25 protein-coding genes are annotated in these 23795 nt (G+C 61.8%); 17 read left to right on the forward strand and 8 right to left on the reverse strand.

The window, feature by feature from the left end; translation table 11 throughout:
• Nucleotides 1-2: 2 nt before the first annotated feature.
• Nucleotides 3-917, forward strand: a complete 915-nt coding sequence (locus tag AC07SU_RS24195) for a LysR substrate-binding domain-containing protein (protein ID WP_494998450.1) — start codon at nt 3-5, stop codon at nt 915-917.
• A gap of 124 nt (nt 918-1041) precedes the next feature.
• Here the strand turns inward: AC07SU_RS24195 and leuD are convergent, their stop codons facing one another.
• Nucleotides 1042-1656 carry a 3-isopropylmalate dehydratase small subunit gene (leuD, locus tag AC07SU_RS24200; protein WP_494998451.1) on the reverse strand — a complete coding sequence of 205 codons (615 nt, stop codon included), beginning with the start codon at nt 1654-1656 and terminating at the stop codon, nt 1042-1044.
• Nucleotides 1653-3071 (reverse strand): 3-isopropylmalate dehydratase large subunit, encoded by a 1419-nt coding sequence (leuC, locus tag AC07SU_RS24205; protein ID WP_494998452.1) that lies wholly within the window; start codon nt 3069-3071, stop codon nt 1653-1655. The genes leuD and leuC overlap by 4 nt, the downstream gene beginning before the upstream one ends.
• Nucleotides 3072-3360: 289 nt before the next feature.
• Between leuC and AC07SU_RS24210 the strand changes: the two genes are divergently transcribed.
• From AC07SU_RS24210 to AC07SU_RS24245, 8 genes are read left to right on the forward strand one after another with little or no spacing between them, the layout of a single operon-like run.
• Nucleotides 3361-4563, forward strand: a complete 1203-nt coding sequence (locus AC07SU_RS24210; RefSeq protein ID WP_494998453.1) for a PepSY-associated TM helix domain-containing protein — start codon at nt 3361-3363, stop codon at nt 4561-4563.
• Nucleotides 4560-5099: a PA2404 family protein gene (locus AC07SU_RS24215; RefSeq protein WP_494998454.1), complete on the forward strand. Its 540-nt coding sequence runs from the start codon at nt 4560-4562 to the stop codon at nt 5097-5099. Before AC07SU_RS24210 ends, AC07SU_RS24215 begins: the two co-directional genes overlap by 4 nt.
• Complete coding sequence (locus AC07SU_RS24220; RefSeq protein ID WP_494998455.1) at nt 5096-5419, forward strand: hypothetical protein; 324 nt, start codon at nt 5096-5098, stop codon at nt 5417-5419. Before AC07SU_RS24215 ends, AC07SU_RS24220 begins: the two co-directional genes overlap by 4 nt.
• Nucleotides 5416-5976: a DUF6162 family protein gene (locus AC07SU_RS24225; RefSeq protein WP_494998456.1), complete on the forward strand. Its 561-nt coding sequence runs from the start codon at nt 5416-5418 to the stop codon at nt 5974-5976. Before AC07SU_RS24220 ends, AC07SU_RS24225 begins: the two co-directional genes overlap by 4 nt.
• Nucleotides 5977-5995: 19 nt before the next feature.
• On the forward strand, nt 5996-6916 hold the full coding sequence (locus AC07SU_RS24230) for a metal ABC transporter substrate-binding protein (RefSeq protein ID WP_494998457.1): 921 nt from the start codon (nt 5996-5998) through the stop codon (nt 6914-6916).
• Nucleotides 6913-7659, forward strand: coding sequence for a metal ABC transporter ATP-binding protein (locus tag AC07SU_RS24235; RefSeq protein WP_176996415.1), 747 nt, complete (start codon nt 6913-6915; stop codon nt 7657-7659). Before AC07SU_RS24230 ends, AC07SU_RS24235 begins: the two co-directional genes overlap by 4 nt.
• On the forward strand, nt 7656-8555 hold the full coding sequence (locus AC07SU_RS24240; RefSeq protein ID WP_494998458.1) for a metal ABC transporter permease: 900 nt from the start codon (nt 7656-7658) through the stop codon (nt 8553-8555). Before AC07SU_RS24235 ends, AC07SU_RS24240 begins: the two co-directional genes overlap by 4 nt.
• On the forward strand, nt 8555-9469 hold the full coding sequence (locus AC07SU_RS24245; protein WP_494998459.1) for a metal ABC transporter substrate-binding protein: 915 nt from the start codon (nt 8555-8557) through the stop codon (nt 9467-9469). Before AC07SU_RS24240 ends, AC07SU_RS24245 begins: the two co-directional genes overlap by 1 nt.
• Nucleotides 9470-9571: 102 nt before the next feature.
• On the opposite strand, the gene AC07SU_RS24250 is transcribed toward AC07SU_RS24245, so the two are convergent.
• Nucleotides 9572-10285, reverse strand: a complete 714-nt coding sequence (locus AC07SU_RS24250; RefSeq protein ID WP_176996418.1) for a UTRA domain-containing protein — start codon at nt 10283-10285, stop codon at nt 9572-9574.
• Nucleotides 10286-10636: 351 nt separating this feature from the next.
• Between AC07SU_RS24250 and AC07SU_RS24255 the strand changes: the two genes are divergently transcribed.
• From AC07SU_RS24255 to AC07SU_RS24280, 6 genes are all read left to right on the forward strand, one after another.
• Nucleotides 10637-11713, forward strand: coding sequence for an ABC transporter substrate-binding protein (locus AC07SU_RS24255; RefSeq protein ID WP_071496158.1), 1077 nt, complete (start codon nt 10637-10639; stop codon nt 11711-11713).
• Between the two features lie 179 nt (nt 11714-11892).
• Nucleotides 11893-12699: an alkaline phosphatase family protein gene (locus AC07SU_RS24260; protein ID WP_494998460.1), complete on the forward strand. Its 807-nt coding sequence runs from the start codon at nt 11893-11895 to the stop codon at nt 12697-12699.
• On the forward strand, nt 12696-13532 hold the full coding sequence (locus AC07SU_RS24265; protein ID WP_371319350.1) for an ABC transporter permease: 837 nt from the start codon (nt 12696-12698) through the stop codon (nt 13530-13532). The genes AC07SU_RS24260 and AC07SU_RS24265 overlap by 4 nt, the downstream gene beginning before the upstream one ends.
• Nucleotides 13519-14319 (forward strand): ABC transporter permease, encoded by an 801-nt coding sequence (locus AC07SU_RS24270; protein ID WP_176996421.1) that lies wholly within the window; start codon nt 13519-13521, stop codon nt 14317-14319. The genes AC07SU_RS24265 and AC07SU_RS24270 overlap by 14 nt, the downstream gene beginning before the upstream one ends.
• Nucleotides 14316-15305, forward strand: a complete 990-nt coding sequence (locus tag AC07SU_RS24275; protein ID WP_176996422.1) for an ABC transporter ATP-binding protein — start codon at nt 14316-14318, stop codon at nt 15303-15305. Before AC07SU_RS24270 ends, AC07SU_RS24275 begins: the two co-directional genes overlap by 4 nt.
• A gap of 29 nt (nt 15306-15334) precedes the next feature.
• Entirely contained in the window at nt 15335-15988 is a 654-nt protein-coding gene (locus AC07SU_RS24280; protein WP_176996423.1) for an HAD family hydrolase, read from the forward strand.
• 114 nt (nt 15989-16102) lie between these two features.
• On the opposite strand, the gene AC07SU_RS24285 is transcribed toward AC07SU_RS24280, so the two are convergent.
• Complete coding sequence (locus tag AC07SU_RS24285) at nt 16103-17065, reverse strand: zinc-binding dehydrogenase (RefSeq protein WP_494998461.1); 963 nt, start codon at nt 17063-17065, stop codon at nt 16103-16105.
• A gap of 138 nt (nt 17066-17203) precedes the next feature.
• On the opposite strand from AC07SU_RS24285, the gene AC07SU_RS24290 reads away from it, so the two are divergent.
• Complete coding sequence (locus AC07SU_RS24290) at nt 17204-19285, forward strand: carboxy terminal-processing peptidase (protein WP_176996425.1); 2082 nt, start codon at nt 17204-17206, stop codon at nt 19283-19285.
• 118 nt (nt 19286-19403) lie between these two features.
• Nucleotides 19404-21173: a bifunctional diguanylate cyclase/phosphodiesterase gene (locus AC07SU_RS24295; RefSeq protein ID WP_494998462.1), complete on the forward strand. Its 1770-nt coding sequence runs from the start codon at nt 19404-19406 to the stop codon at nt 21171-21173.
• On the opposite strand, the gene AC07SU_RS24300 is transcribed toward AC07SU_RS24295, so the two are convergent.
• The 4 genes from AC07SU_RS24300 to bamJ all read right to left on the reverse strand — a co-directional run bounded on the left by AC07SU_RS24300 (nt 21170) and on the right by bamJ (nt 23600).
• Nucleotides 21170-21541 carry a hypothetical protein gene (locus AC07SU_RS24300; RefSeq protein ID WP_005786715.1) on the reverse strand — a complete coding sequence of 124 codons (372 nt, stop codon included), beginning with the start codon at nt 21539-21541 and terminating at the stop codon, nt 21170-21172. The two genes, AC07SU_RS24295 and AC07SU_RS24300, sit on opposite strands and share 4 nt — an antisense overlap.
• Complete coding sequence (locus AC07SU_RS24305; RefSeq protein ID WP_494998463.1) at nt 21538-21876, reverse strand: helix-turn-helix domain-containing protein; 339 nt, start codon at nt 21874-21876, stop codon at nt 21538-21540. Before AC07SU_RS24305 ends, AC07SU_RS24300 begins: the two co-directional genes overlap by 4 nt.
• 96 nt (nt 21877-21972) lie before the next feature.
• The gene (locus AC07SU_RS24310; RefSeq protein ID WP_494998464.1) at nt 21973-22428 is read right to left on the reverse strand and encodes a YkvA family protein; all 456 of its coding nucleotides are present in this window, start codon (nt 22426-22428) and stop codon (nt 21973-21975) included.
• A gap of 431 nt (nt 22429-22859) precedes the next feature.
• Nucleotides 22860-23600: a BamJ family beta-barrel-assembly machinery protein gene (gene bamJ / locus AC07SU_RS24315; protein ID WP_176996429.1), complete on the reverse strand. Its 741-nt coding sequence runs from the start codon at nt 23598-23600 to the stop codon at nt 22860-22862.
• Nucleotides 23601-23795: the final 195 nt, after the last annotated feature.

The raw sequence follows: 23795 nt of genomic DNA on the forward strand, positions 1-23795 counted from the left end.
TGATGACTCATAAGAAAGATACCGTGCCCCTACCCGAAGACCTGCGGGTGTTCCTGACCGTGATCCGCAAGGCCGGCTTCGCTGCCGCCGCCGATGAGCTGGGGCTGTCGCCGGCGTATGTCAGCAAGCGCATCCAGATCCTCGAAACCACCCTGGCCACCCGCCTGCTGCACCGCACCAGCCGGCGTATCGCCCTGACCGAAGACGGCGAACGGGTGCAGCGCTGGGCGGTGCGTATCCTGGAAGACTTCCAGCAACTGTCCGATGAACTCTCCGACGCCCACGACAGCCCGCGCGGGCACTTGCACCTGTGCAGCAGCTTCGGTTTTGGCCGCAACCATGTGGCCCCTGCCCTGTCATTGCTGGCCGAGCAGTACCCGGACCTGGAAATCCGCCTGGACCTGTTCGACCGCGTGGTGGACATCGTCAGCGAAGGGTTCGACCTGGAGATCCGCGTGGGCGACGACATCCCCGGTCAGCACATTGGCCGGCGGCTGGTGAGCAACCGCCGCGTGCTGTGCGCCGCGCCGGCTTATCTGCAGCGCAAGGGCACGCCGCAACAGTTGGGCGACCTGGAGCAGCACGACTGCCTGGTGCTCAAGGAGCGGGATAACGCATTTGGCATCTGGAACCTGGAACACAACGGCGCCCCCGAAAGCGTGCGCGTGCGCGGGCCACTGTCATCGAACAATGGCGAGATCGTGTTGCAGTGGGCATTGGACGGGCGCGGTGTATTGCTGCGCTCGATGTGGGATGTGAAGCCGCTGTTGGAGCAAGGCAAGCTGGTGCAGGTGCTGCACAACTACACCCAAAGCGCCAACGTCTGGGCGGTGTACCCGACACGGTTGGCGTATTCAGGGAAGCTGCGGGCGTGTGTGGAGTTTTTGCAGGAGCACTTCAAGGGGCTATCAATATAGAGATGTAAACCCGATCAACTGTGGGAGCTGGCTTGCCTGCGATGGCGGTGTATCAGTGAAAGATGAGTAAGCTGACCCACCGCTTTCGCAGGCAAGCCAGCTCCCACATTTGGACCGAGGTTTGTCAGTTGAGCCAGGGGTTGGCTTGCAGGTGTTGGCGTTCGAACGCTTTGATCTGCTCGCTGCGCTGTAGGGTGCTCCCGATTGCATCCAGTCCCAGCAGCAAGGCGGTTTTGCGCAAGGTGTCGATCTGGAAGGGAATCACCTGGCCATCGGCCAAATGAATGGCCTGGGCCTCCAGGTCCACACTGATCTGCGCCTGCTCGGGCTGGCTCACAACCTGCCCCAGTTTCTGCAACACCGCCTCCTCCAGCGTGATCAACAACACCCCATTACGCTGGCAGTTATCGTAGAAAATCCCGGCAAAACTGCTGCCGATCAGCGCGCGAATCCCGGTCTGTTTCAACCCCCACACCGCGTGTTCACGGCTGGAGCCGCAACCAAAGTTCGGCCCCACCACCAGGAAACTCGCCCCTTGCCAGGCCGGTTGGTTCAGCACGAACGCGGGGTTGGGCTCGCCGGAGGGCAAGAAACGCAGGTCAAAAAACAAACCACGATCCAGCCCACTGCGGTCGATGCCCTTGAGAAACTGCTTGGGCATGATCACGTCGGTGTCGATATTCGCCGCCAGCATGGGCGCGGCCTTGCCGGTGATGCGGGTAAACGGTTGCAGGCTCATGGGCGGTCTCCAAAGTGGCGGATATCGGTGAGGCGGCCGGTGATCGCTGCGGCAGCGACCATCGCCGGGCTCATCAGGTGGGTACGCGCCCCCGCGCCCTGGCGGCCTTCGAAGTTGCGGTTGGTGCTGGAGGCGCAGCGGTCGCCCGGGGCCAGTACGTCATCGTTCATTGCCAGGCACATCGAGCAGCCTGACTGGCGCCATTCAAAACCAGCCTCAATAAAGATCGCCGCCAGCCCTTCGGCCTCGGCCTGGTCGCGCACTTCGGTGGAGCCCGGCACGATCATCGCCCGCACATGGTCAGCCACGTGCTTGCCACGCACCACGCTGGCGGCGTCGCGCAGGTCTTCGATACGGGCGTTGGTGCAGGAGCCGATAAACGCATGGCTGATGACGATGTCGCTCAGCGGCATGCCGGCCTCCAGGCCCATGTAGTTGAGGGCGCGGCGCATGTCCTGGCGCAGGATCAGGTCGCTGACGTCCTGCGGGTCCGGGACGCGGGCGCCAATCGGCGCAGCCTGGTCGGGGCTGGTGCCCCAGGTGACCATGGGTTCCAGGGTGCTGGCGTCCAGATGCACTTCCTGGTCGAACACTGCGTCGGCGTCCGAATGCAGTTGGCGCCAGCCCACCAGCGCCTGTTCCCACAGCTCGCCCTTTGGCGCGCGCGGCTTGCCCTTGAGGTAGGCGAAGACTTTTTCGTCCGGCGCCATGAACGCACCGCGCGCCCCGGCTTCCACCGCCATGTTGCAGATGGTCATGCGCGCCTCGACGCTCAACGCGTCGATGGTGGCGCCGCGAAACTCGATGGCATAGCCGGTGGCACCGGAGGCACCGATCTTGCCGATCAGCGCCATGATCACGTCCTTGGAGGTCAAGCCCTTGGCCAACGCCCCGTCGACCGTCACGCGCATGGTTTTAAGGCGCTTGTAGACCAGCGTCTGCGAGGCCAGCAGGTGCTCGATTTCCGAGGTGCCGATGCCAAACCCGAAAGCCCCGAGGGCGCCGTAGGTGGTGGTGTGGCTGTCACCGGCGGCAATCACCATGCCCGGCAGGATAAAGCCCTGTTCCGGGGCAATCACGTGCTCGATGCCTTGGCGTTTGTCGAGGATGTCCAGCAGTTCGATGCCGAAATCCCGGCAGTTCTCCGCCAGGTACGACACCTGCCGCGCGCCGCCCGCATCGGGCATGGCCGCAATGCGCTGTGGCGTGGTGGGGTTCACATGGTCAACCACCGCCAGCGCCGTGCCGGGGCGCCATACGTCACGGCCAGCCTCGCGCAGGCCGCTGAACGCCTGGGGGCTGGTGTATTCGTTGATCACCTGGCGATCGATGTACAGCAGGACATGGCCCTGATCATCCAGGGGGCACACCGTGTGGGAATCGATGTGTTTGTCGTAGAGGGTTCTGGCAGGCATTTTTTCTAGGCTCATTTTTGTAGGCGCTCACACAACGGTATGAGCCCATCCTACCCAGCCGCCCCGCCCCATCAATGGCGCCTGGGTGATGGCTTGGAACATGTTTCGTGTTCGATCGCGGCGGCAAACCACGCTGAATGTGAGCCTGAAACAATTTCTTTCATATCCGGCTTAGGGATTTGCCCTTCTCATCCGTCTTAACTTAGATACAGCCCGTCGCGTCAGCAAAAGCTACGACCGGCCTTTTCCGGGCCTTCTTTGCCCCCCTCCGATCAAGACCCTCATTCACATGTCGAAGAAGTCACGCTCAAAACTCTGGTTTCTCGTACACAGTTGGCTGGCATTGCCCATCTGGTTCTTTGTACTGATCGTCTGCATCACCGGCACCCTGGCGGTGGTCAGCCAGGAAATCGTCTGGCTGGCCAACCCGGACATCCGCGCCAGCAAGCCGTCGGATGACGCCGAGCCACTCAGCTATGACCAGGTGATCAGCGCGATCAAGCGCGCCGAACCCCAGGTCATCGTGCAGTCGATCATTCGCCCGGATGAGTCGCACTTTGCCCTGAGCACCGAACTCAGCTATCCCGACGGGCGCTCCGTAACCGTCTACGTCAACCCGTACACCGGGGCCATCCAGGGCATCAGCCCGTCGTTCGACTTCAAGCAATTTACCCGCGCCTTGCACGGCTGGTGGTTGGTGCCATTCACCAATGGCTACAGCTGGGGCTGGTACCTGGTGTCATTGCTCGGCCTGCCGTTGCTGGCCTCGCTGGTCACCGGGCTGGTGGTGTACAAACGCTTCTGGAAAGGCTTCCTGCGCCCTACCCTGCGCATCCGCCACGGCGCGCGGATCTTCTGGGGCGACTTCCACCGCCTGAGCGGGATCTGGTCGATCTGGTTCATCGCGGTCATTTCCATCACCGGCACCTGGTTCCTGATCCAGGCAATCCTGGGCGACAACCAGATCTCCATCTCCAGCGAGCCCATCGTGCCAGTGATCGCCCGGGAGAAAGTACCGATGTCCGCCCCCGGCGTGCCTTCACCGATGATTCCCCTGGACGAAGCCATCGAAATTGCCAGCCAGCGCATCCCGGGGCTGGAAACCAGCTTTGTGGTCTTGCCACTCAATGCCTACAGCCACCTGCAGATCGGCGGCCGGGGCTGGTACCCGTTGATGTACCAGACCGCACAGATCAACCCCTATAACGGCGAAGTGGCGGTGTCGCACCTGCTGTCCAACCGCTCGACGCTGGAGTTTGTCACCGAGTCCATGCGCCCGCTGCACACCGGCGACTTCGGCGGTTTGTGGGTCAAGCTGATCTGGGCTTTCTTCGGCCTGCTGTTAAGCATGATGGTGCTGAGCGGCTTGCTGATCTGGACCAAACGCACGGCCCTGGCCACCCTCAACGCCCTCAAGCGCAGTGCCAAAGCCCCGCGCCAGGCAGCTCCTATACCGGCCATGAGCATTGAAACCACGGAGGGCAACCGATGAGCAAGGTCGCCGCTGCTGTACCCCCTTCGCCACTGCGGGCCTTTTGGCTGAAATGGCGCTTCCATATCAATGTGCTGCTGTTGTTGGTACCGCTGGGCTTCATGCCCAAATACTTTGCCGACGCTGCGTTGTTCCGAGGCGACACCGGCATCGGCGAACGGGTGGCAGGTGAAGTGCAGGTCGGGCCCTGGAGCCTGACCCTCGCCGAATTTCGCAATGAAGGCCCGCGCCCCGACCCGGCCGGCCCGATGAAGTTTTTCAACGCCGCCCTGTGCGCCTCCTGCGCCGAACAGGTCAAGGCCACTTACCTGCGTATCGGCAAGCCCCGCAGCCTGCGGGCAGCCGGGGTGATCTTCTTTGGCACGCCGTACCGCATGGGCGCGATGTTGCCAGTGCCGGAGCGCACCCCGGCCGACGCCGAACTGTGGGTCACCATGGAAGGCTGGGACGGCACGATGCACCAGGGTTCCATCCCGCTGAGCCAGGCCTCGCCTGCCACTATTGCCTGGCTGAACAAGCAAGGAGTCAAACCATGACGTTGAAGCGCCTATCCCGCGTATTGCTAGTGCTGTGCGCCGGGTTCAGTACCGTGGCCCTGGCCCACAACCCGATGTGCGAGTGCAAGGAAATTGCCGGTGAGCAGATCCAGTGCACCGGCGGCTTCTCCGACGGCAGCGGCGCGCCCGGCGTGACCCTGGACGTGATCGGCTACGACGAAACCGTCCTGTTGCCGGGCAAGCTCGGTCAGGACTCGACCCTGACCTTCAAGAAGCCCTCGGCCGAGTTCTATGTGCTGTTCGACGCTGGCCCCGGCCACGTCGTTGAGATCGACCAAGCGGATATCCAGCCGCAATGAGTACCACACAGGTTGTACGCCCCGCCGGGGCCGGCCACGAAACCCTCTATGTGCTGCTGTTGTGCCTGATCATCCTCGCCGTGGCCGGTTCGGTGATTGCCCTGCATGGCGAAAGCCAGGAAGTCGCCGCCGTGCCCAGCCACCAGTTGGACGCGCGCCGCGACCTGAGCGCAGCCGAACAAGGGATCTACGCCGACCTGCGGGTGACCCTGGACGAGATTCAACTGCTGCAACAGGAGCAAAGCGCCCTGCCGACGCCGCAGCAATTGGCCGAAGAAGGCTTTGCACCGTTTGCCAAGGACGCCAGTTCGGTCAGCCGTGGCGATCATCGCTGGCAACTGCTTGCGCCGTCGGCCTACCTGGGCGTGAGCCAGGCGCCCGCCACCAGTGGCTCGCTGCTGATGCGCGTGCACGATGGCGAGCCGGATGTGTGGCTCAACCGCCAGGCCAACCTCGCGCCCCCTTCCGACCTGACCGACCCGGCACTGATCGCGGCCGGCTGGAAGCAGGTGGTCACGCAATTCGATGCCGGCGTCACCCGCCAGCACCGTCACTGAACGAGAAGACCGAGTGCCCATGTCCATTTCATCCCCGTTGTTGCGTCTGTTGCTGGTCGGCCTTATCAGCCTGATGCTCACCCCCCTGGCGAACGCCGAGGCGGCCAAGCGCCTGCGAATCGGCATCACCCTGCACCCTTATTACAGCTACGTGGCCAATATCGTCGGCGACAAGGCCGACGTGGTGCCGCTGATCCCGGCCGGCTTCAACCCCCATGCTTACGAACCGCGCGCCGAAGACATCAAGCGCATCGGCACCCTGGACGTGATCGTGCTCAACGGCGTCGGCCATGACGACTTCGCCGACCGCATGATCGCCACCAGCGAGCGTCCGGACATCCCGGTGATCGAAGCCAACGCCAACGTGCCGTTGCTGGCGGCCACCGGTAACGCGGCGCGTGGCGCAGGCAAGGTGGTCAACCCGCACACCTTTTTGTCGATCAGTGCCTCGATTGCCCAGGTGAACAACATCGCCCGCGAACTGGGCAAGCTCGACCCGGACAACGCCAAGACCTACACCCAGAACGCCCGCACCTACGGCAAACGCCTGCGCCAGATGCGGGCCGATGCACTGGCCAAGTTGACCAGCGCGCCGAACCCGGACCTGCGTGTGGCCACCGTGCACGCGGCCTACGATTACCTGCTGCGCGAGTTTGGCCTGGAAGTGACGGCCGTGGTCGAACCGGCCCACGGCATCGAGCCCAGCCCCAGCCAGCTGAAAAAGACCATCGACGAACTGCGCGCCCTGGATGTGAAGGTGATCTTCTCGGAGATGGATTTCCCGTCCACCTATGTCGACACCATCCAGCGTGAGTCGGGAGTCAAGCTGTACCCGCTTTCGCATATCTCCTACGGCGAATACACCCCTGAAAAATACGAAGTGGAGATGACCGGCAACCTCAACACGGTGGTGCGGGCCATCCAGGAGTCAGGCTCATGACCGCGGCCGAACACCTGAGCGTGGCCAGCGTTGGCCCGACCCTCGACTTCGACGCGGTGTCGCTGACCCTGGGCCGCACCACCATCCTGGACGGCGTGAAATTCCAGGTGCAGCCCGGCAGCATCCATGCGCTGGTGGGCCCGAACGGCGGCGGCAAAAGCTCGCTGATCAAGACCCTGCTGGGGCAGACGCCGCATCAGGGCCAACTGCGCCTGCACTGGCCGACTACGCCCGGCACCATCGGCTACGTGCCCCAGGCGCTGGAGTTTGACCGGGGCCTACCCATGACCGTCGACGACTTCATGGCCGCCATGTGCCAGCGCCGCCCGGCATTTCTCGGGCTATCGCGGCACTACGCCGGGGCGATTGGCGATGCGCTGGAGCGTGTCGGCATGCAGGACAAGCGCAAACGCCGCATGGGCGCGCTGTCTGGCGGTGAACGCCAGCGCGTGCTGCTGGCCCAGGGCTTGATCCCGGCGCCGCAACTGCTGGTACTGGATGAGCCGATGTCGGCGCTCGACGAGGCAGGGATCCAGGTGTTCGAACGCCTGCTCAATGACTGGCGCCTGGCCGGCATCACCGTGTTGTGGATCGAGCATGACCTGGAAGCCGTGGGCCGCCTGGCCGATCGCGTCACCGGCCTGAACCGTCGTGTGCTGTTCGACGCTACGCCGAAGGAAGCGTTGACCCCGGACCGCCTGCTGACCCTGTTCTCCACCCACCCTCGGAGCCCGGTGCAATGAGTTATGAAGCGTTTCGCCTGATGGTCCAGGGCTGGGCTTCTTCCGGATACCTGCCGGAAGCGCTGGCCTATGGTTTTGTGGTCAACGCCCTGCTCGCCGGCCTGCTGATCGGCCCGGTACTGGGCGGCCTGGGTACGTTGGTGGTGGTCAAGCGCTTTGCGTTTTTCTCCGAAGCGGTCGGCCACGCGGCACTCACCGGCGTGGCCGTCGGCATCCTGCTGGGTGAACCCTACACCGGGCCCTATGGCGCCCTGTTCGGGTACTGCCTGCTGTTCGGCATCCTGCTCAACTACCTGCGCAACCGCACCGGGTTGGCGCCCGACACCTTGATCGGCGTGTTCCTCTCGGTGTCCCTGGCCCTGGGCGCCAGCCTGCTGCTGATCCTGGCGGGCAAGATCAACGTGCATATTCTGGAGAACGTACTGTTCGGTTCGGTGTTGACGGTGAATGGCAACGACCTGCTGGTGCTGGCGGTTGTTGGCTCGCTGGTCATGGCGTTGGCGTTGCCGCTGTACAACCGCATCATGCTTGCCAGCTTCAATCCGCAACTGGCGGCGGTGCGCGGGGTGGCGGTAAAGACCCTGGATTATCTGTTTGTGATCCTGGTGACGCTGATCACCGTGGCGGCGGTCAAGGTCATCGGCGCGATCCTGGTGGGCGCCCTGCTGGTCATCCCCGCCGCCGCAGCGCGCCTGCTGAGCCAGTCGCTCAAGGGTTTCTTCTGGGTCTCGGTGATCATTGCCACGGTCAGCACGCTGTGCGGGATCCTGCTGCCGATCATCTTCGACCTACCCATCCCGTCCGGTGCCGCGATCATCCTCGTGGCCGGTATCGCCTTCGCCTTTGCCGCCATCGCGCGCGGCACCGTGCCCAGCCTCAAAGGGAATCTTGGATAATGCGCTCCGTTCTTCATCCTCTGGCCCTGGCCATCGCTTGCTTGTTCACCACGCCACTGATGGCGGCTGAAGCGGCCAAACCAGTTGCCCAAGCGGCAAAACCGGTCAAGGTACTGGCCTCCTTGCCGATCACCTACGGCCTGGCTGAAGTGCTGCTCAAAGGCACCGCCGTACAGCTCGAACGCGCCGCCCCGGCCAACCTGCCCGGTTCGCGGCAAGTGTCCTATTTCACCGGCCGTGGCGCGCCGGCTTTGAGCAAGCTGGCACAGGACGCCGACGCCGCCATTGGCTTGCGTTCGCTGTGGGCGGATGACCCGCTGTACCCGGTGGCGCGGCGCAGCAATATCCGCATCGTCGAAGTGGATGCCGCACGCCCGGTGGACGGCGGTTTGCCGGGCATTGCCGTGCAACCCGGCAGCACCGATGGCCTGAACAGCCAGCCGTGGCAATCGAGCAACAACCTGGGGCGTATGGCCGACGTGCTCGCCGCCGACCTCAGCCGCCTGGCGCCCGACGCCAAGCCCACGATCGACGCCAACCTCGCCGCCCTCAAACAGCGTCTCCTCAAGCTCACCGCAGACAGTGAAGCGCGGCTGGCCAAGGCGGATAACCTTACGGTGGTCAGCTTGAGCGATCACTTCGCCTACCTGGTCAGCAGCCTGAACCTGGAATTAGTGAGCACAGATGCACGGCCGGACGCCGACTGGACGCCCAAGGCCTTGCAAAAGCTCAGTGCCGAATTGAAGGAGAACGACGTGGCGGTGGTGTTGCACCATCGTCAGCCGAGTGAGGCGGTGAAGGCGGCCATCGAGGCAGGTGGCTCGCAATTACTGGTCTTGAACGTAGACGGCGCAGACCCGGTGGAGGAACTCACCACCAACACCGACTCACTGATCAAAGCCCTGACACCTTAACCTTGTAGGAGCCGGCTTGCCGGCGATGGCGTCCCTAACATCGCCGCCAAATCTGAAGGCCTCATCGCCGGCAAGCCGGCTCCTACAGGGAATGTGGCGTGATTAAGCGACGTCGACACCGACGTGGATGGCGTCATGCCGCCAGAACTCCAGATCGCAGTCGATCAAGCGCTGATGCTGATCGTAATTGACCCGGGCAATGCGCAAGCCCGGGCTGCCCACCGACACGCGCAACGCGGCGGCGGCTTCCACGGGCAGAGACGTCGGCACAATTTCAAAACGCACCCGCCCGTAGTGCAAGTCATATTGACGGGCATACAACTCAGTCATCGACTGATTCAAGTCGCACTCCAGAATCCCCGGAAAATACTGCGGGTTGAGGTAGTGCTCCACATACAGCACTAAACGCCCATCAATGCGCCGGCCCCGGCACACCTGGATCACGCTGGACAATGCCGGCAACTGCAACCACGCACACACCGCTGCCGACGCCGGCTGCAGCCGCGCGGAAATCACCTCGGTGGACGGCACCCGCCCCTGGTCGCTGACCATCGCGTGAAAGTGGCTGCGCTGCATCAGGTTATAGGCCAGCCGGGGTGGCGAGACAAACCAGCCGCGGCGCTCCTCGCGATAGATCTGCCCCTGGGCCTCCAGCTGTAACAAGGCTTCCCGCACCGTAATGCGAGTGGTACCAAACAACTCGCTGAGCTTGCGCTCGGCGGGCAATTTACTCGCAGGCGGCAACAGGCCGTGGTCGATCTGCTCTTGCAGCGCCAGGCCGATGGATGTCACCGCCTTGATTGCCTCATCACGCATCAATGTTACCTATCTGGACTAGACCAGCACCGCTTCGGTGCACAAACCGCGCTCTATCAGGGCTTGAGCTGTTGCCTGCCAGCCTAGGCATTACAGATGACCGACAGATGACAGCCCCTCTCACGCCCCTGCCCCACACTCTGCAATACATCGGCCAAGTCGAGTGCCTGCGGGCATTTGGGCATGGTCTACGCTCACTCTGCGACCAGCGACATCCGCGATTTAAAAACGACATCGACATGAAACTGTCATCAGGCACGCCTAGATTGGCTCAGGTATTGCTGACCTAGACCAACACCACCGCAAACGTCGACAAAAACGCAGCGTTGAAAACGCCCAAAGGAGCTTCGGATGAAACAGCTTTTCCTGGCATCACTGTTAGGCTCGACCATTGCCATGTGCACCGCCGCCATGGCTGCTGATACCGATTTGAAAACCCTGGAAGCTGCCGCGAAAGCGGAAGGCGCCGTCAACAGCGTCGGCATGCCCGATGACTGGGCCAACTGGAAAGGCACCTGGGAAGACCTGGCCAAGACCTACGGCCTCAAGCACATCGACACCGACATGAGCTCGGCCCAGGAAATCGCCAAGTTCAAGGCTGAAAAAGACAACGCCAGCGCCGACATCGGCGACGTGGGCGCAGCCTTCGGTCCGATTGCGGTGAAGCAAGACGTGACCCAGCCGTACAAACCGTCCACCTGGGCCCAGGTGCCGGATTGGGCAAAAGACAAGGACGGTCACTGGGCGCTGGCCTACACCGGCACCATCGCCTTTATCGTCAACAAGAAGCTGCTGCACGGTTCGGAAGTGCCCACCAGCTGGGCTGACCTGCAAAAAGGCAAGTACAAGGTCTCCATCGGTGACGTGAGCACCGCGGCCCAGGCGGCCAACGGCGTACTGGCCGCCGCCATCGCCAATAAAGGCGACGAAAAGAACATCGCCCCTGGTCTGCAGTTCTTCACCAAGATCGCCCAGCAAGGCCGTCTCTCGCTGTCCAACCCGACCATCGCCACCATGGAAAAAGGCGAAGTCGAAGTGGGCGTGGTCTGGGACTTCAACGGCCTGAGCTACAAGGCCAAGATGGCCAACCCGGATGACTACGTGGTGCTGATCCCATCGGACGGTTCGGTGAAGTCCGGCTACACCACCATCATCAACAAATACGCCAAGCACCCGAACGCCGCCAAGCTGACCCGCGAATATATCTTCAGCGATGCCGGCCAACTCAACCTGGCCAAGGGCAATGCGCGTCCTATCCGTGCTGAAACCGACCTGAAACTGCCGGCCGATATCGCCAAGAACCTGATCCCGGGCGAGCAGTACACCAAGGCCAATCCGCAGCCGATCAAGGATGCCGATGCCTGGGAAGCGACTTCCAAGAAGCTGCCTCAGCTGTGGAACGAGCAAGTCATCGTAGAAATGAAGTAATCAGGCTCACTGCCTGAAATGCGGCCGGTGTGGGAGCTGGCTTGCCTGCGATAGCGGTCTGACATTCAGCCTCTATGTCGACTGATACGCCGCTATCGCAGGCAAGCCAGCTCCCACATTTTGACCCGGTTACGCCAGAGAATTTGAGTCAAACCACCTGTTGCGGAGCTCCAGCCCCCATGAAGCACAATGTCATCCTTGTCGTGCTCGACGGCCTGAACTTCGAGGTTGCGCGGCACGCCATGGGGCACTTGCAGGCCTATGTCGGCGCAGGACGCGCAGCGCTCTACAAGCTGGAATGTGAACTGCCCGCCCTGTCCCGCCCGTTGTATGAATGCATCCTGACCGGCGTGCCACCGATCCAGAGCGGTATCGTGCACAACCATGTTTCACGCCTGTCCAACCAACGCAGCATTTTCCATTACGCCACCGACGCCGGCCTCACCACAGCGGCGGCGGCCTACCACTGGGTCAGCGAGTTGTATAACCGCACGCCCTTTATCGCCGCCCGTGATCGTCATACCGACGACAAGGCGCTGGCGATCCAGCACGGGCATTTCTACTGGAATGACCACTACCCCGATTCCCACCTGTTCGCCGACGCCGAAAGCCTGCGCCGCAAACACGCGCCGAACTTCCTGGTGGTGCACCCGATGAACATCGACGACGCCGGGCACAAGCACGGCCTCGACACACCGCAGTACCGCAACAGCGCACGCTCGGCCGATATCATCCTCGCCGACTACCTGCAAGGCTGGCTCGACGCCGGCTACCAGGTGCTGGTGACGGCCGACCATGGCATGAACAACGACCGCTCCCACAACGGCCTGCTGCCGGAAGAGCGCGAAGTGCCGTTGTTCGTCCTTGGCGATGCCTTCAGCCTGGAGGCCAATGCCGCGCCCCGGCAGACCGAACTGTGCGGCACCGTCTGCGAACTACTGGGCGTGCCCCACGACAAACCTGTATGCCGGGAGCTGTTGAAATGACCCGTGGTAAATGGCTGGCGCTGCTGTGCCTGGTGCCGTTCGCGCTGTTCTTTATCGTGTTCGAAATTGCCCCGCTGGTGTGGGTGCTGATCAACAGCCTGCAAACCGAGGAAGCCGGCTGGGGCCTGGAAAACTTCACGCGCATCTTCAGTTCGAAGTTCTACCTGCAAGCCATCCAGTTCAGCCTGGAGATCAGCTTCTATTCCAGTGTCTTCGGCATCATCATCGCCACGCTGGGCAGCTACTCCCTGCGCCGGGTGGATTCGCCGCTGCGCAATTTCGTCACCGCCTTCGCCAACATGACCAGCAACTTTGCCGGCGTGCCCCTGGCGTTCGCGTTCATCATCCTGCTGGGTTTCAACGGCAGCATCACCCTGATGCTCAAGCAGGCCGGGATCATCCAGGACTTCAACCTGTATTCCAAAACCGGCTTGATCATCCTGTACACCTACTTCCAGATTCCCCTCGGTGTGTTGCTGCTCTACCCGGCCTTCGACGCACTGCGTGAAGACTGGCGCGAGTCGGCTGCCCTGCTGGGCGCCAATGGCTGGCAGTTCTGGCGGCATATCGGCCTGCCCGTGCTCACGCCGGCGCTGCTGGGCACCTTCGTGATCCTGCTGGCCAACGCGCTGGGCGCCTACGCCACGGTGTATGCACTGACCACTGGCAATTTCAACGTACTGCCGATCCGCATCGCGGGCCTGGTCTCCGGCGACGTGTCACTGGACCCGAACATGGCCAGCGCCCTGGCCGTGGTGCTGGTGGCGCTGATGACCGTGGTCACCGTGGTCCATCAACTGCTGCTCAAGAGGAGCTACCATGTCTCGCGCTGAAGCCGGCCCGGCCACCCTCTACCATCGGGTCGTGGTGTATCTGTTGTTCCTGATCCTGGTGTTGCCGCTGGTGGGCACCTTTGTCTACTCCATTGCGAGCAGTTGGTCGGCCACCGTGCTGCCGGCCGGCTTTACCGTGAAATGGTATGTGCAACTGTGGAGCGACCCGCGCTTCCTGGCCGCCTTCGGCCAGTCGCTGCTGGTGTGCGTGGGTGCGCTGATCCTGTCGGTGGTGCTGATCCTGCCGCTGCTGTTCGTGGTGCACTACCACTTCCCCAGGCTCGACGCCTTGATGAACATCCTGATCCTGCTGCCCTTCGCGGTGCCGCCGGTGGTGTCGTCGGTAGGCCTGCTGCAACTGTACGGCTCCGGGCCGTTAGCGATGGTGGGCACGCCGTGGATATTGATCGGTTGCTACTTCACCGTGGCGCTGCCGTTCATGTACCGCGCGATCACCAACAACCTGCAAGCCATCAACCTGCGTGACCTGATGGACGCCTCCCAACTGCTCGGCGCCAGCACCTGGCAGGCCGCGATCCTGGTGGTGCTGCCCAACCTGCGCAAAGGTCTGATGGTTGCCCTGCTGCTGTCGTTCTCATTCCTGTTCGGCGAATTCGTGTTTGCCAACATCCTGGTAGGCACCCGCTACGAAACCCTGCAGGTGTACCTCAACAATATGCGCAACAGCAGCGGCCACTTCACCAGTGCCGTCGTCATTTCCTATTTCTTCTTTGTGCTGGTGCTGACCTGGGCCGCCAATATCTTGAACAAGGACAAAAGCCAATGAGCTTCGTCAGCGTCCAACATTTGCAAAAAGGCTACGCCGGCACCCCGGTGTTCAGCGACATCAACTGCGAAATCGCCAAGGGCGAATTCGTCACCCTGCTCGGCCCGTCCGGTTGCGGCAAGTCCACCCTGCTGCGTTGCATCGCCGGCCTCACGCCGGTGGACAGCGGCAAAATCCTGCTGGATGGCCAGGACATTGTTCCGCTCAGCCCGCAGAAACGACACATCGGCATGGTGTTCCAGAGCTACGCGCTGTTCCCCAACATGACCGTGGAACAGAACGTCGCCTTCGGCCTGCGCATGCAAAAGGTCAACGCTGACGACAGCCACAAGCGCGTGCAGGAAGTGCTGCAACTGGTCGAACTCAAGGACCTGGCCGGCCGCTACCCGCACCAGATGTCCGGTGGCCAATGCCAGCGCGTGGCCCTGGCCCGCTCGCTGGTCACCCGCCCACGCCTGCTGCTGCTCGATGAACCGCTGTCGGCACTCGATGCACGGATTCGCAAGCACCTGCGCGAACAGATCCGCCACATCCAGCGTGAACTGGGGCTGACCACCATCTTCGTGACCCACGACCAGGAAGAAGCCTTGACCATGTCTGACCGCATCTTCCTGATGAACCAGGGCAAGATCGTGCAGAGCGGCGACGCCGAAACCCTCTACACCGCCCCGGTGGATGTGTTCGCGGCGGGCTTTATCGGCAACTACAACCTGCTGGACGCCGACAAGGCCACCCAACTGCTGCAACGCCCGATCAACAGCCGCATCGCCATTCGCCCGGAAGCCATCGAGCTGAGCCGCAGCGGCGAACTCGACGCGCTGGTGCGCAGCCATAGCCTGCTGGGCAACGTAATCCGCTATCGCATCGAGGCGCGCGGCGTGGAGTTGGTGGTGGACGTGCTCAACCGTTCGGCCGACGACCTGCACCCGGACGGGCAACGCCTGGCACTGTCCATCGACCCAAGTGCCTTGTGTGAAGTAGCCTGATGCAACGATTGATTGAGAGAGCGTGACCGATGGCATTGGTAATTTTTGATCTGGACGACACCCTCATCCACGGTGACTGCGCCACCCTGTGGAGCGAGCAGATGGGCCGCCTGGGCTGGGTCGACCCTGAGTCGTTCATGCGCAAGAACAACGAACTGATGGACGCCTACAGCCAGGGCAAGCTGCTGATGGAAGACTTCATGACCTTCAGCCTGGAGCCGATGATTGGCCGCACACCGGAAGAAATCGAACACCTGGTGGAGCCGTGGGTCGAGGACGTGATCGAGCCGCTGATCTACAGCGATGCCACCAAGACCATCGCCCGCCACCGGGCCAATGGCGACCGGATCCTGGTGATTTCGGCGTCGGGCACGCATTTGGTCAAGCCGATTGCCGCGCGCATCGGCATCGACGAAGTGCTGGGGATCGATCTGGACGTCAGCCATGGCGTGTACAGCGGCCAGACCGTGGGCGTACTGACTTACCGCGAAGGCAAGATCACCCGCTTGCTGGAATGGCTGGAACAGGAAGGCGAGACGTTGGACGGCGCGTATTTCTATTCGGATTCGCGCAATGACCTGCCATTGCTGAGCAAGGTAGAGTACCCGCAGGTGGTGAACCCGGATCCGGTACTGCGCGAGCACGCGGAAAAGGCCGGCTGGCCGATCCACCACTGGGTCTGAATTTAAACCCTAACCCTGTAGGAGCCGGCTTGCCGGCGATAGCAGTGTGTCAGATGAAACATTCTTCATTGATACACCGCAATCGCCGGCAAGCCGGCTCCTACAGGGGGTGTTTCAGGTGAGGCTTTCGTCGATCACCAACACCAGCTTCCCGGAAATCTGGTTGGTCGCCAGCTCCGCAAACGCTGCCTCGGCGTCCTTGATCGGGAAGGTCTTGGCCAACTGCGGGCTCAGGCGCCCTTCGACAAACAGCGGCCACACGTGCTGGCTGAGGTCACTGAACAGGTCTGCCTTGAACTGATCGCTGCGGCTGCGCAGGGTTGAGCCCAGCAGTTGCACGCGCTTGCCCAGCACCTGGGCCAGGTCCAGCTTGGCCTCGCGGCCGCCCATCAGACCGATCAACACCCAGCGACCGTCCAGAGCCAGCAGCTTGAGGTCCAGCGCCGCATAGTCACCGCCGACCGGGTCGAGGATCACGTCGAACGGCCCGAAATCCCGCAAACCTTCGATGCCGTCGATACGCACCACACCGCCCTGGGCGCCCAGCGCTTCGCAATAGGCCAGGCGCTCTGCCGAGCCGACACTGACCCAGCACGGGCTGCCAAACGCCTTGCACAGCTGGATCGCCGCAGAGCCCACGCCGCTGGCGCCGGCATGCAACAACACCTTCTCACCGGGCTTGAGCCCCGCCAGCTGGAACAGGTTGAGCCACGCGGTGCTGTACACCTCAGGCAGGGCCGCCGCTTCGAGCAGCGACAAGCCCTCTGGCACCGGCAGTACGTGGCGTGCGTCCACCACCACTTCTTCGGCCATGCCGCCACCGGCCAGCAGTGCACACACGCGGTCGCCGACCTGCCAGGACGAGCCCGGGCCGACTTCGCTGATCACCCCGGAACACTCCAGGCCCAGCACGTGACTGGCGCCCGGGGGCGGAGGATAGAGCCCCGCACGCTGTAATAAATCGGCGCGATTGAGGCCCGCAGCCGCCACACGAATGCGAACTTGGCCTACATCGCAGGTAGGACGGGGTTCATCCAACCACTCCACGTGACCGTCAACGCCTTGCAATGCTTTCACAGTGCCTCCATAGTGAGTCTGGACTGAGCCCGTAGCTGTAGCGCCGGGCTTTTTGCATTATGCGACCGGACCATATGGAACCGGCTCCCTCAAAGACGGCCTAATATGCGTTATCAATTGCCCCCGCGTCGAATCAGCATGAAGCATTTGTTCCCAAGCACCGCCCTCGCTCTTTTCATTGGTCTCGGCTTCGCGTCGATGTCGACCAATACGTTCGCAGCCAACAGCTGGGACAACCTTCAGCCGGATCGCGATGAGGTGATTGCCAGCCTTAACGTCGTCGAGTTGCTCAAGCGCCATCACTACAGCAAGCCGCCGCTGGACGACGCTCGCTCGGTGATCATCTACGACAGCTACCTCAAGCTGCTGGACCCGTCGCGCAGCTACTTCCTGGCCAGCGATATCGCTGAGTTCGACAAGTGGAAGACGCAGTTCGACGACTTCCTCAAGAGCGGCGACCTGCAGCCCGGTTTCACCATCTACAAGCGCTACCTGGACCGCGTCAAAGCGCGTCTGGACTTCGCGCTGGCCGAACTCGACAAAGGCGTCGACAAGCTCGACTTCACCCAGAAGGAAACCCTTCTGGTGGACCGCAAGGACGCCCCCTGGCTGACCAGCACCGCCGCCCTCGACGACCTGTGGCGCAAACGCGTCAAGGACGAAGTGCTGCGCCTGAAGATCGCCGGCAAAGAGCCCAAAGCCATCCAGGAACTGCTGACCAAGCGCTACAAGAACCAACTTGCGCGCCTGGACCAGACCCGTGCCGAAGACATCTTCCAGGCCTACATCAACACCTTCGCGATGTCCTACGACCCGCACACCAATTATCTGTCGCCAGATAACGCGGAAAATTTCGATATCAATATGAGTCTGTCGCTGGAAGGCATCGGTGCCGTCCTGCAGAGCGACAACGACCAGGTGAAGATTGTGCGTCTGGTGCCAGCAGGTCCGGCAGACAAGACCAAGCAAGTCGCGCCGGCTGACAAGATCATCGGCGTGGCCCAGGCCGACAAAGAGATGGTCGATGTGGTCGGCTGGCGCCTGGACGAAGTGGTCAAGCTGATCCGTGGGCCGAAAGGTAGCGTGGTGCGCCTTGAGGTGATTCCGCACACCAACGCGCCGAACGACCAGACCAGCAAGATCGTGTCCATCACCCGTGAAGCGGTGAAGCTCGAAGACCAGGCCGTGCAGAAGAAAGTCCTCAACCTCAAGCAGGATGGCAAGGACTACAAGCTGGGCGTGATTGAAATCCCGGCCTTCTACCTGGACTTCAAGGCCTTCCGCGCTGGCGACCCGGACTACAAGTCCACCACCCGCGACGTGAAAAAAATCCTGACTGAGCTGCAGAAGGAAAAAGTCGACGGCGTGGTCATCGACCTGCGCAACAACGGCGGCGGTTCTCTGCAGGAGGCCACCGAGCTGACCAGTCTGTTTATCGACAAGGGCCCGACCGTGTTGGTACGCAACGCTGACGGCCGTGTCGACGTGCTCGAAGACGAAAACCCGGGCGCCTTCTACAAAGGGCCGATGGCGTTGCTGGTCAACCGTCTCTCGGCATCGGCTTCGGAGATTTTCGCCGGCGCCATGCAGGACTATCACCGTGCGCTGATCATCGGTGGCCAGACCTTCGGCAAAGGCACCGTGCAGACCATCCAGCCGCTGAACCATGGCGAGCTTAAGTTGACGTTGGCCAAGTTCTATCGGGTTTCCGGGCAGAGCACCCAGCATCAGGGCGTACTGCCGGATATCGACTTCCCGTCGATCATCGACACCAAGGAAATCGGCGAGAGCGCCCTGCCCGAAGCCATGCCGTGGGACACTATCCGTCCTGCGATCAAGCCGGCGTCGGACCCGTTCAAACCGTTCCTGACGCAGTTGAAGGCTGACCACGATGCGCGTTCCGCCAAGGATGCCGAGTTCGTGTTTATCCGCGACAAACTGGCCCTGGCCAAGAAGCTGATGGAAGAAAAAACCGTCAGCCTCAACGAAGCGGACCGTCGTGCGCAGCACACCTCCATCGAGAATCAGCAGCTTGTGCTGGAAAACACCCGCCGCAAGGCCAAGGGTGAAGACCCGCTCAAAGAGCTGAAGAAAGAAGATGAAGATGCACTGCCGGCCGAGCCGGAAAAAACCAAGCCGGAAGATGACGCCTACCTGGCGGAAACCGGTCGCATCCTGCTGGACTACCTCAAGATCTCCAAGCAGGTTGCAAAGCAGTAAATGATGGCAATTTAATGTGAACACTCCCCGGAGTGTCATCATATAGACATCATTCTGTCGTGAAATGAAGGACCGCAGGCGTTAAGCCTGCGGTCCTTTTTTTTCGATCGAGATCGCCATGACCATGACCGAACAGCTGAATGCCCTGAGCTCAATCCTGGCTCAAGGCAGTTTGCACAGCCTGTTCCAACCGATCATCTGCCTGTCCGAGAGGCGCATCCTCGGCTACGAGGCCTTGAGCCGTGGCCCGTCCAACAGCCCGCTGCACTCCCCCGTCGCGCTGTTCTCGGTGGCCAGCCACGCCGGGCGCCTCAGTGAGCTGGAGATCGCCTGCCGCGAGAGTGCCTGCCGACGCTTCAGCGAGCAGAAATTGCCGGGCAAGCTGTTCCTGAACATCTCGCCGGAATCCCTGATGGAAACGGCCCATCAACCGGGCCGCACGTTGCAATTGCTGCGTGACTTCGGCATTCCACCCAGCCAAGTCGTGATTGAGCTTACCGAGCAGACGCCGACCGACGATTTCGACCTGCTGCAGACTGCCTTGCACCACTACCGTGACATGGGCTTTGCGATTGCTCTGGATGACTTGGGCGCCGGCTATTCCAGCTTGCGGTTATGGTCGGAGCTGCGCCCGGATTATGTGAAGATCGACCGGCACTTTATCGACGGCATCCATCAGGATGCGCTCAAGCGTGAGTTTGTCGGTTCTATCCTGCAGATCGCCAAGGCGTCTCGCGCCCAGGTGATTGCCGAAGGCATCGAGCTACCGGAAGAGTTGGCGGTGCTCACGGAGATGGGCGTCGACCTCGTTCAAGGCTACTTGCTTTGCCGCCCCCAGGAGCACCCGCCGCAGGAGGTGCGGGCCATGCTGCCCAAGCAGGATAACGCCAACATCGCCCTCAACGAGGAAGGCAGCGACCTCAGCGCCCTGCTCAACGAGCAACCTGCGGTCGACCAGGACACTGCCACCGCGCAGGTGCTGGAATCGTTCCGCCGCCAGGCCAACCTCAACTCGCTGGCGGTGCTGGACGGGCGCGGCCACCCGGTGGGTATCGTGCACCGGCATTCGTTGTCTGACGCCCTGCTCAAGCCCTTTGCCACCGACCTGTTCGCACGCAAGCCGATCAGCCGTCTGATGAGCAATGACTTTCTTGCCGTGGAGCTGAGCCAGTCGCTGCAGCAAGTCAGTCGCCTGCTCACCAGCCGTGCGCGACAGCGCATCGAAGAAGATTTCATCATCACCTTGAACGGGGATTACCTGGGCCTGGGCCGGGTGATTGACGTGCTCAAGCTGATCACCGAACTGAAGATCCAGCAAGCGCGCTACGCCAACCCGCTGACCTTGTTGCCCGGCAACGTGCCGATCCAGCAATGCCTCACGCGCTTGCTGCAGCAACAGCGCGAGTCGGTGATCTGCTACGTGGATATCGACAGCTTCAAGCCGTTCAACGACATCTACGGTTATGGGCGTGGGGATGAAGTGTTGTTGTGCCTGGCGCAATGCCTGAATGATCGGGTAGACCCCAGCCGCGACTTTGTCGGGCATATCGGCGGCGATGATTTTCTGCTGGTGCTGGGTCCGCAGGACTGGCGCAAGCGGCTCAACCAACTGCTGGACGATTTCCACACCCAGTGTCGGCGGTTCTACCGTGCCGAACACTTGGATGCCGGTTGCTTCGTGGCATTGAACCGCCAGGGCGTGCGGCAGGAGTTTGCCCTGTTGTCGCTATCGATTGGCGTGGTGCATCTCTATCCACAGGCCTGTGGACAACTCGACGCCAGCCAACTGGCAGAATTGGCCTCCCAGGCCAAGCACCATGCCAAGGACGTGGCCGGCTACAGCATCCATGTGATCGACAGCATGGACATGCTGCCCCAACCGCTTTAGGCCTCGGCCGATTCCGGATACTCGTACTCGAACACCCGCACCACCTCCGAGGCGTGCCAGGACGCAGCGGCCACGCCATCGGATGGCCCGCTGAAGCGCCCCAGGCGCTCCACACACTCAAAGAAGCCGGTACGCGGCAGGCGGCTAGCGCCCTGGCTGATCACCAGCGAGCTGCGCAGCGGCTGCTCGGCCTTGGCATCCAGCGCCGCCAGATGTTCCAGGGCCGCCGCCAGGGTTTGCATGGCCGGCGTGGGAAATTGCAGGCGCTCCAGCAGCGCGCGGTAGGTCAGCAGATGGCGCTGGCGGCGCGCCTGGTCCAGTTCGTTGAGTAACCCATCCCAATGTTGACGGCTGATACGTAGGCTCAAGATTCATCCCTCCAACCTGCAACGCCCAATTCCCAGGCCAGGCTGCGGCGAATAGCGGCATCCGGCTGGCGCTCACCACTTTCAATCAATCCTAGATAAGAGGGGCTGATGCCCACGGTACGGGCCAAGGCCTCGATGGCCAGCCCTTTGGCTTCACGCAGGCCGCGCAGGTCTGCGAGCGGGCGCAGGTCCTGCTCGGGAGCGGGGGTTACAGCAGGGGAAAAAGCCTGGGTGGGTATCGGTTGACCGGCGGCTTTTAGTAGCGCCTGGTATTGATCCCATGGCAACACCGCGTATTCGGGTTCGCCATTGCGTGAAATTATCTGAATATCCATGACTGCCCCGTAGGATAACAACACTTACTAAGTAAGTTCTTTCCTTAGAAGTGTAATCCTAACAGCCACAAAGGTCGCAGGGGGATAGCCGCGTTGTCAGTTTTTTTGCGGGTTTTCCTTTGCCAGCAGTGCCGGGGTCGCGGGCAAGCGCTCAACCACCGCCAGTTTTTCCGGGCGCTGGGCATCGCGCCAGGCGCGAAAGGCGCTCAGCTCGCCGTCCAGGGTCTTCATGAGCCAGGCCAGCACCGCGATGTCGTCGAGCATGCCAAACACCGGAATAAAGTCAGGGATCGCATCAATCGGGCTCAAGAAGTACATCAGCCCGGCCACCACCGAGATCAGCGCCTTGGGACTGATCGCCCGGTACTCGCCGCGCCAGTAGGCCAGGCACAGGGCCTGGAGCAGCTTGAGATCGTCCTTGAGCTTGCCCAGCCGGTTGCCCTGGCTCGAACCTTTGGCGGCGACCGCAAACAGCAGGGTTGGCAGACGCCCCCGCCCCAGCAGGCGCGCGGCCATGGGCAGGAAGCGGGTGAAATTGAAGGGTGCTTTCATCGTCACTCCCGTTCCAGGCGACATAAAATGTTATCCACACAAATTGTGGATAACCTTGTGAACAGAGCCGGTTTTTTCGGCTGAAAGCCACGACCTGCAAGGCTTGCAGTCAGATCGGGCATTTTTTGCGCACATAAAAAAACCCAAGATTTCATTGACTTGGCGCTGATCTACGACTACCCGTGCTCGAGTCTTATATCAGACTCCCACCGGCCCCGGACGTTCGTTTGGATCTGTAGTGAGCGGGCTTGCCCCGCGCCAGGGGCGACACCGATCCAAATCCAGGGCCTGGTCCTTACTGAAACACCGCAGCGGTCACATTAGGGTGGAGTCGCCCCCGGCGCGGGGCAAGCCCGCTCACTACAAATAAGTGAACCGCAGAAACAACAACGCCCCGTCGAAACGGGGCGTTGTGTGTGCTCAGGCGCTGGTTACTTCTTGGCAGCCGGGGCAGCAGGGGCTTCAGGAGCGTCAGCCTTGGCTGGGTCCTTGATGGCCAGCAGCTTCAGGTTGAACACCAGTACCGAGTTGGCAGGGATCGCCGGGCTCGGGCTCTGGGCACCGTAGGCCAGGTCAGACGGGATGTACAGTTCGGCTTCTTCACCGACGTGCATCAGTTGCAGGCCTTCGACCCAACCCGGGATCACACCGCTGACTGGCAGGTCAATCGGGCTGCCACGGTCTTCGGAGCTGTCAAAGGTGGTGCCGTTGGTGAGCTTGCCGGTGTAGTGAACAGTCACGACGTCGGTTGGCTTAGGCTGGGCGCCATCGGATTTCTTCACGATCTTGTACTGCAGACCGGAAGCGGTGGTGACGACGCCGTCTTTCTTGGCGTTGTCTTCGAGGAATTTCTTGCCGGCGGCTGCCGACTCTTCACTCATCTTGGTCATGCGTTCTTCAGCACGCTTTTGCAGTGCGGCAAACGCTTCAACCAGTTCTTCGTCTTTCAGCTTCTGTTCTTTCTTGCCAACGGCATCTTCGATGCCTTGGGCTACCGCTTTGGAGTCCAGGTCATCCATGCCTTCTTGAGCAAGGCTTTTGCCCATGTTCAGGCCGATGCCGTAGGAAGCTTTCTGCGCCGGGGTTTTCAGCTCTACGCTGGTCTGCGAATCACAACCCGCAAGTACCAGGCTAACCAGGGCCACCGCCGCCGCCAACCGATGCTGTTTCATGCTATTTCCTTGTTCATGCGCCAATAGGGCATTCGAATAAAGTCGCGAGCTTATCAGGCGGCCACGACCAATGGCTACCGGCATGTGAGCGGGAAACTTCTGATAAGTTCACGTGTTTAAAAGCATTTTCATTCATTATGGAGGCCCGCGACGGATCGCGGGACCACACGCCACCAGGCTCATGGCCACTTGCCG

The organism is Pseudomonas sp. GW821-FHT05H12, assembly GCF_059419385.1.

Bases quoted from the DNA above. Each gene is read 5' to 3' on its own strand.
- AC07SU_RS24195 (WP_494998450.1), top strand. From the start codon at position 3: ATGACTCATAAGAAAGATACCGTGCCCCTACCCGAAGACCTGCGGGTG.
- leuD (WP_494998451.1), bottom strand. From the start codon at position 1,656: ATGAGCCTGCAACCGTTTACCCGCATCACCGGCAAGGCCGCGCCCATG.
- leuC (WP_494998452.1), bottom strand. From the start codon at position 3,071: ATGCCTGCCAGAACCCTCTACGACAAACACATCGATTCCCACACGGTG.
- AC07SU_RS24210 (WP_494998453.1), top strand. From the start codon at position 3,361: ATGTCGAAGAAGTCACGCTCAAAACTCTGGTTTCTCGTACACAGTTGG.
- AC07SU_RS24215 (WP_494998454.1), top strand. From the start codon at position 4,560: ATGAGCAAGGTCGCCGCTGCTGTACCCCCTTCGCCACTGCGGGCCTTT.
- AC07SU_RS24220 (WP_494998455.1), top strand. From the start codon at position 5,096: ATGACGTTGAAGCGCCTATCCCGCGTATTGCTAGTGCTGTGCGCCGGG.
- AC07SU_RS24225 (WP_494998456.1), top strand. From the start codon at position 5,416: ATGAGTACCACACAGGTTGTACGCCCCGCCGGGGCCGGCCACGAAACC.
- AC07SU_RS24230 (WP_494998457.1), top strand. From the start codon at position 5,996: ATGTCCATTTCATCCCCGTTGTTGCGTCTGTTGCTGGTCGGCCTTATC.
- AC07SU_RS24235 (WP_176996415.1), top strand. From the start codon at position 6,913: ATGACCGCGGCCGAACACCTGAGCGTGGCCAGCGTTGGCCCGACCCTC.
- AC07SU_RS24240 (WP_494998458.1), top strand. From the start codon at position 7,656: ATGAGTTATGAAGCGTTTCGCCTGATGGTCCAGGGCTGGGCTTCTTCC.
- AC07SU_RS24245 (WP_494998459.1), top strand. From the start codon at position 8,555: ATGCGCTCCGTTCTTCATCCTCTGGCCCTGGCCATCGCTTGCTTGTTC.
- AC07SU_RS24250 (WP_176996418.1), bottom strand. From the start codon at position 10,285: ATGCGTGATGAGGCAATCAAGGCGGTGACATCCATCGGCCTGGCGCTG.
- AC07SU_RS24255 (WP_071496158.1), top strand. From the start codon at position 10,637: ATGAAACAGCTTTTCCTGGCATCACTGTTAGGCTCGACCATTGCCATG.
- AC07SU_RS24260 (WP_494998460.1), top strand. From the start codon at position 11,893: ATGAAGCACAATGTCATCCTTGTCGTGCTCGACGGCCTGAACTTCGAG.
- AC07SU_RS24265 (WP_371319350.1), top strand. From the start codon at position 12,696: ATGACCCGTGGTAAATGGCTGGCGCTGCTGTGCCTGGTGCCGTTCGCG.
- AC07SU_RS24270 (WP_176996421.1), top strand. From the start codon at position 13,519: ATGTCTCGCGCTGAAGCCGGCCCGGCCACCCTCTACCATCGGGTCGTG.
- AC07SU_RS24275 (WP_176996422.1), top strand. From the start codon at position 14,316: ATGAGCTTCGTCAGCGTCCAACATTTGCAAAAAGGCTACGCCGGCACC.
- AC07SU_RS24280 (WP_176996423.1), top strand. From the start codon at position 15,335: ATGGCATTGGTAATTTTTGATCTGGACGACACCCTCATCCACGGTGAC.
- AC07SU_RS24290 (WP_176996425.1), top strand. From the start codon at position 17,204: ATGAAGCATTTGTTCCCAAGCACCGCCCTCGCTCTTTTCATTGGTCTC.
- AC07SU_RS24295 (WP_494998462.1), top strand. From the start codon at position 19,404: ATGACCATGACCGAACAGCTGAATGCCCTGAGCTCAATCCTGGCTCAA.
- AC07SU_RS24305 (WP_494998463.1), bottom strand. From the start codon at position 21,876: ATGGATATTCAGATAATTTCACGCAATGGCGAACCCGAATACGCGGTG.
- AC07SU_RS24310 (WP_494998464.1), bottom strand. From the start codon at position 22,428: ATGAAAGCACCCTTCAATTTCACCCGCTTCCTGCCCATGGCCGCGCGC.
- bamJ (WP_176996429.1), bottom strand. From the start codon at position 23,600: ATGAAACAGCATCGGTTGGCGGCGGCGGTGGCCCTGGTTAGCCTGGTA.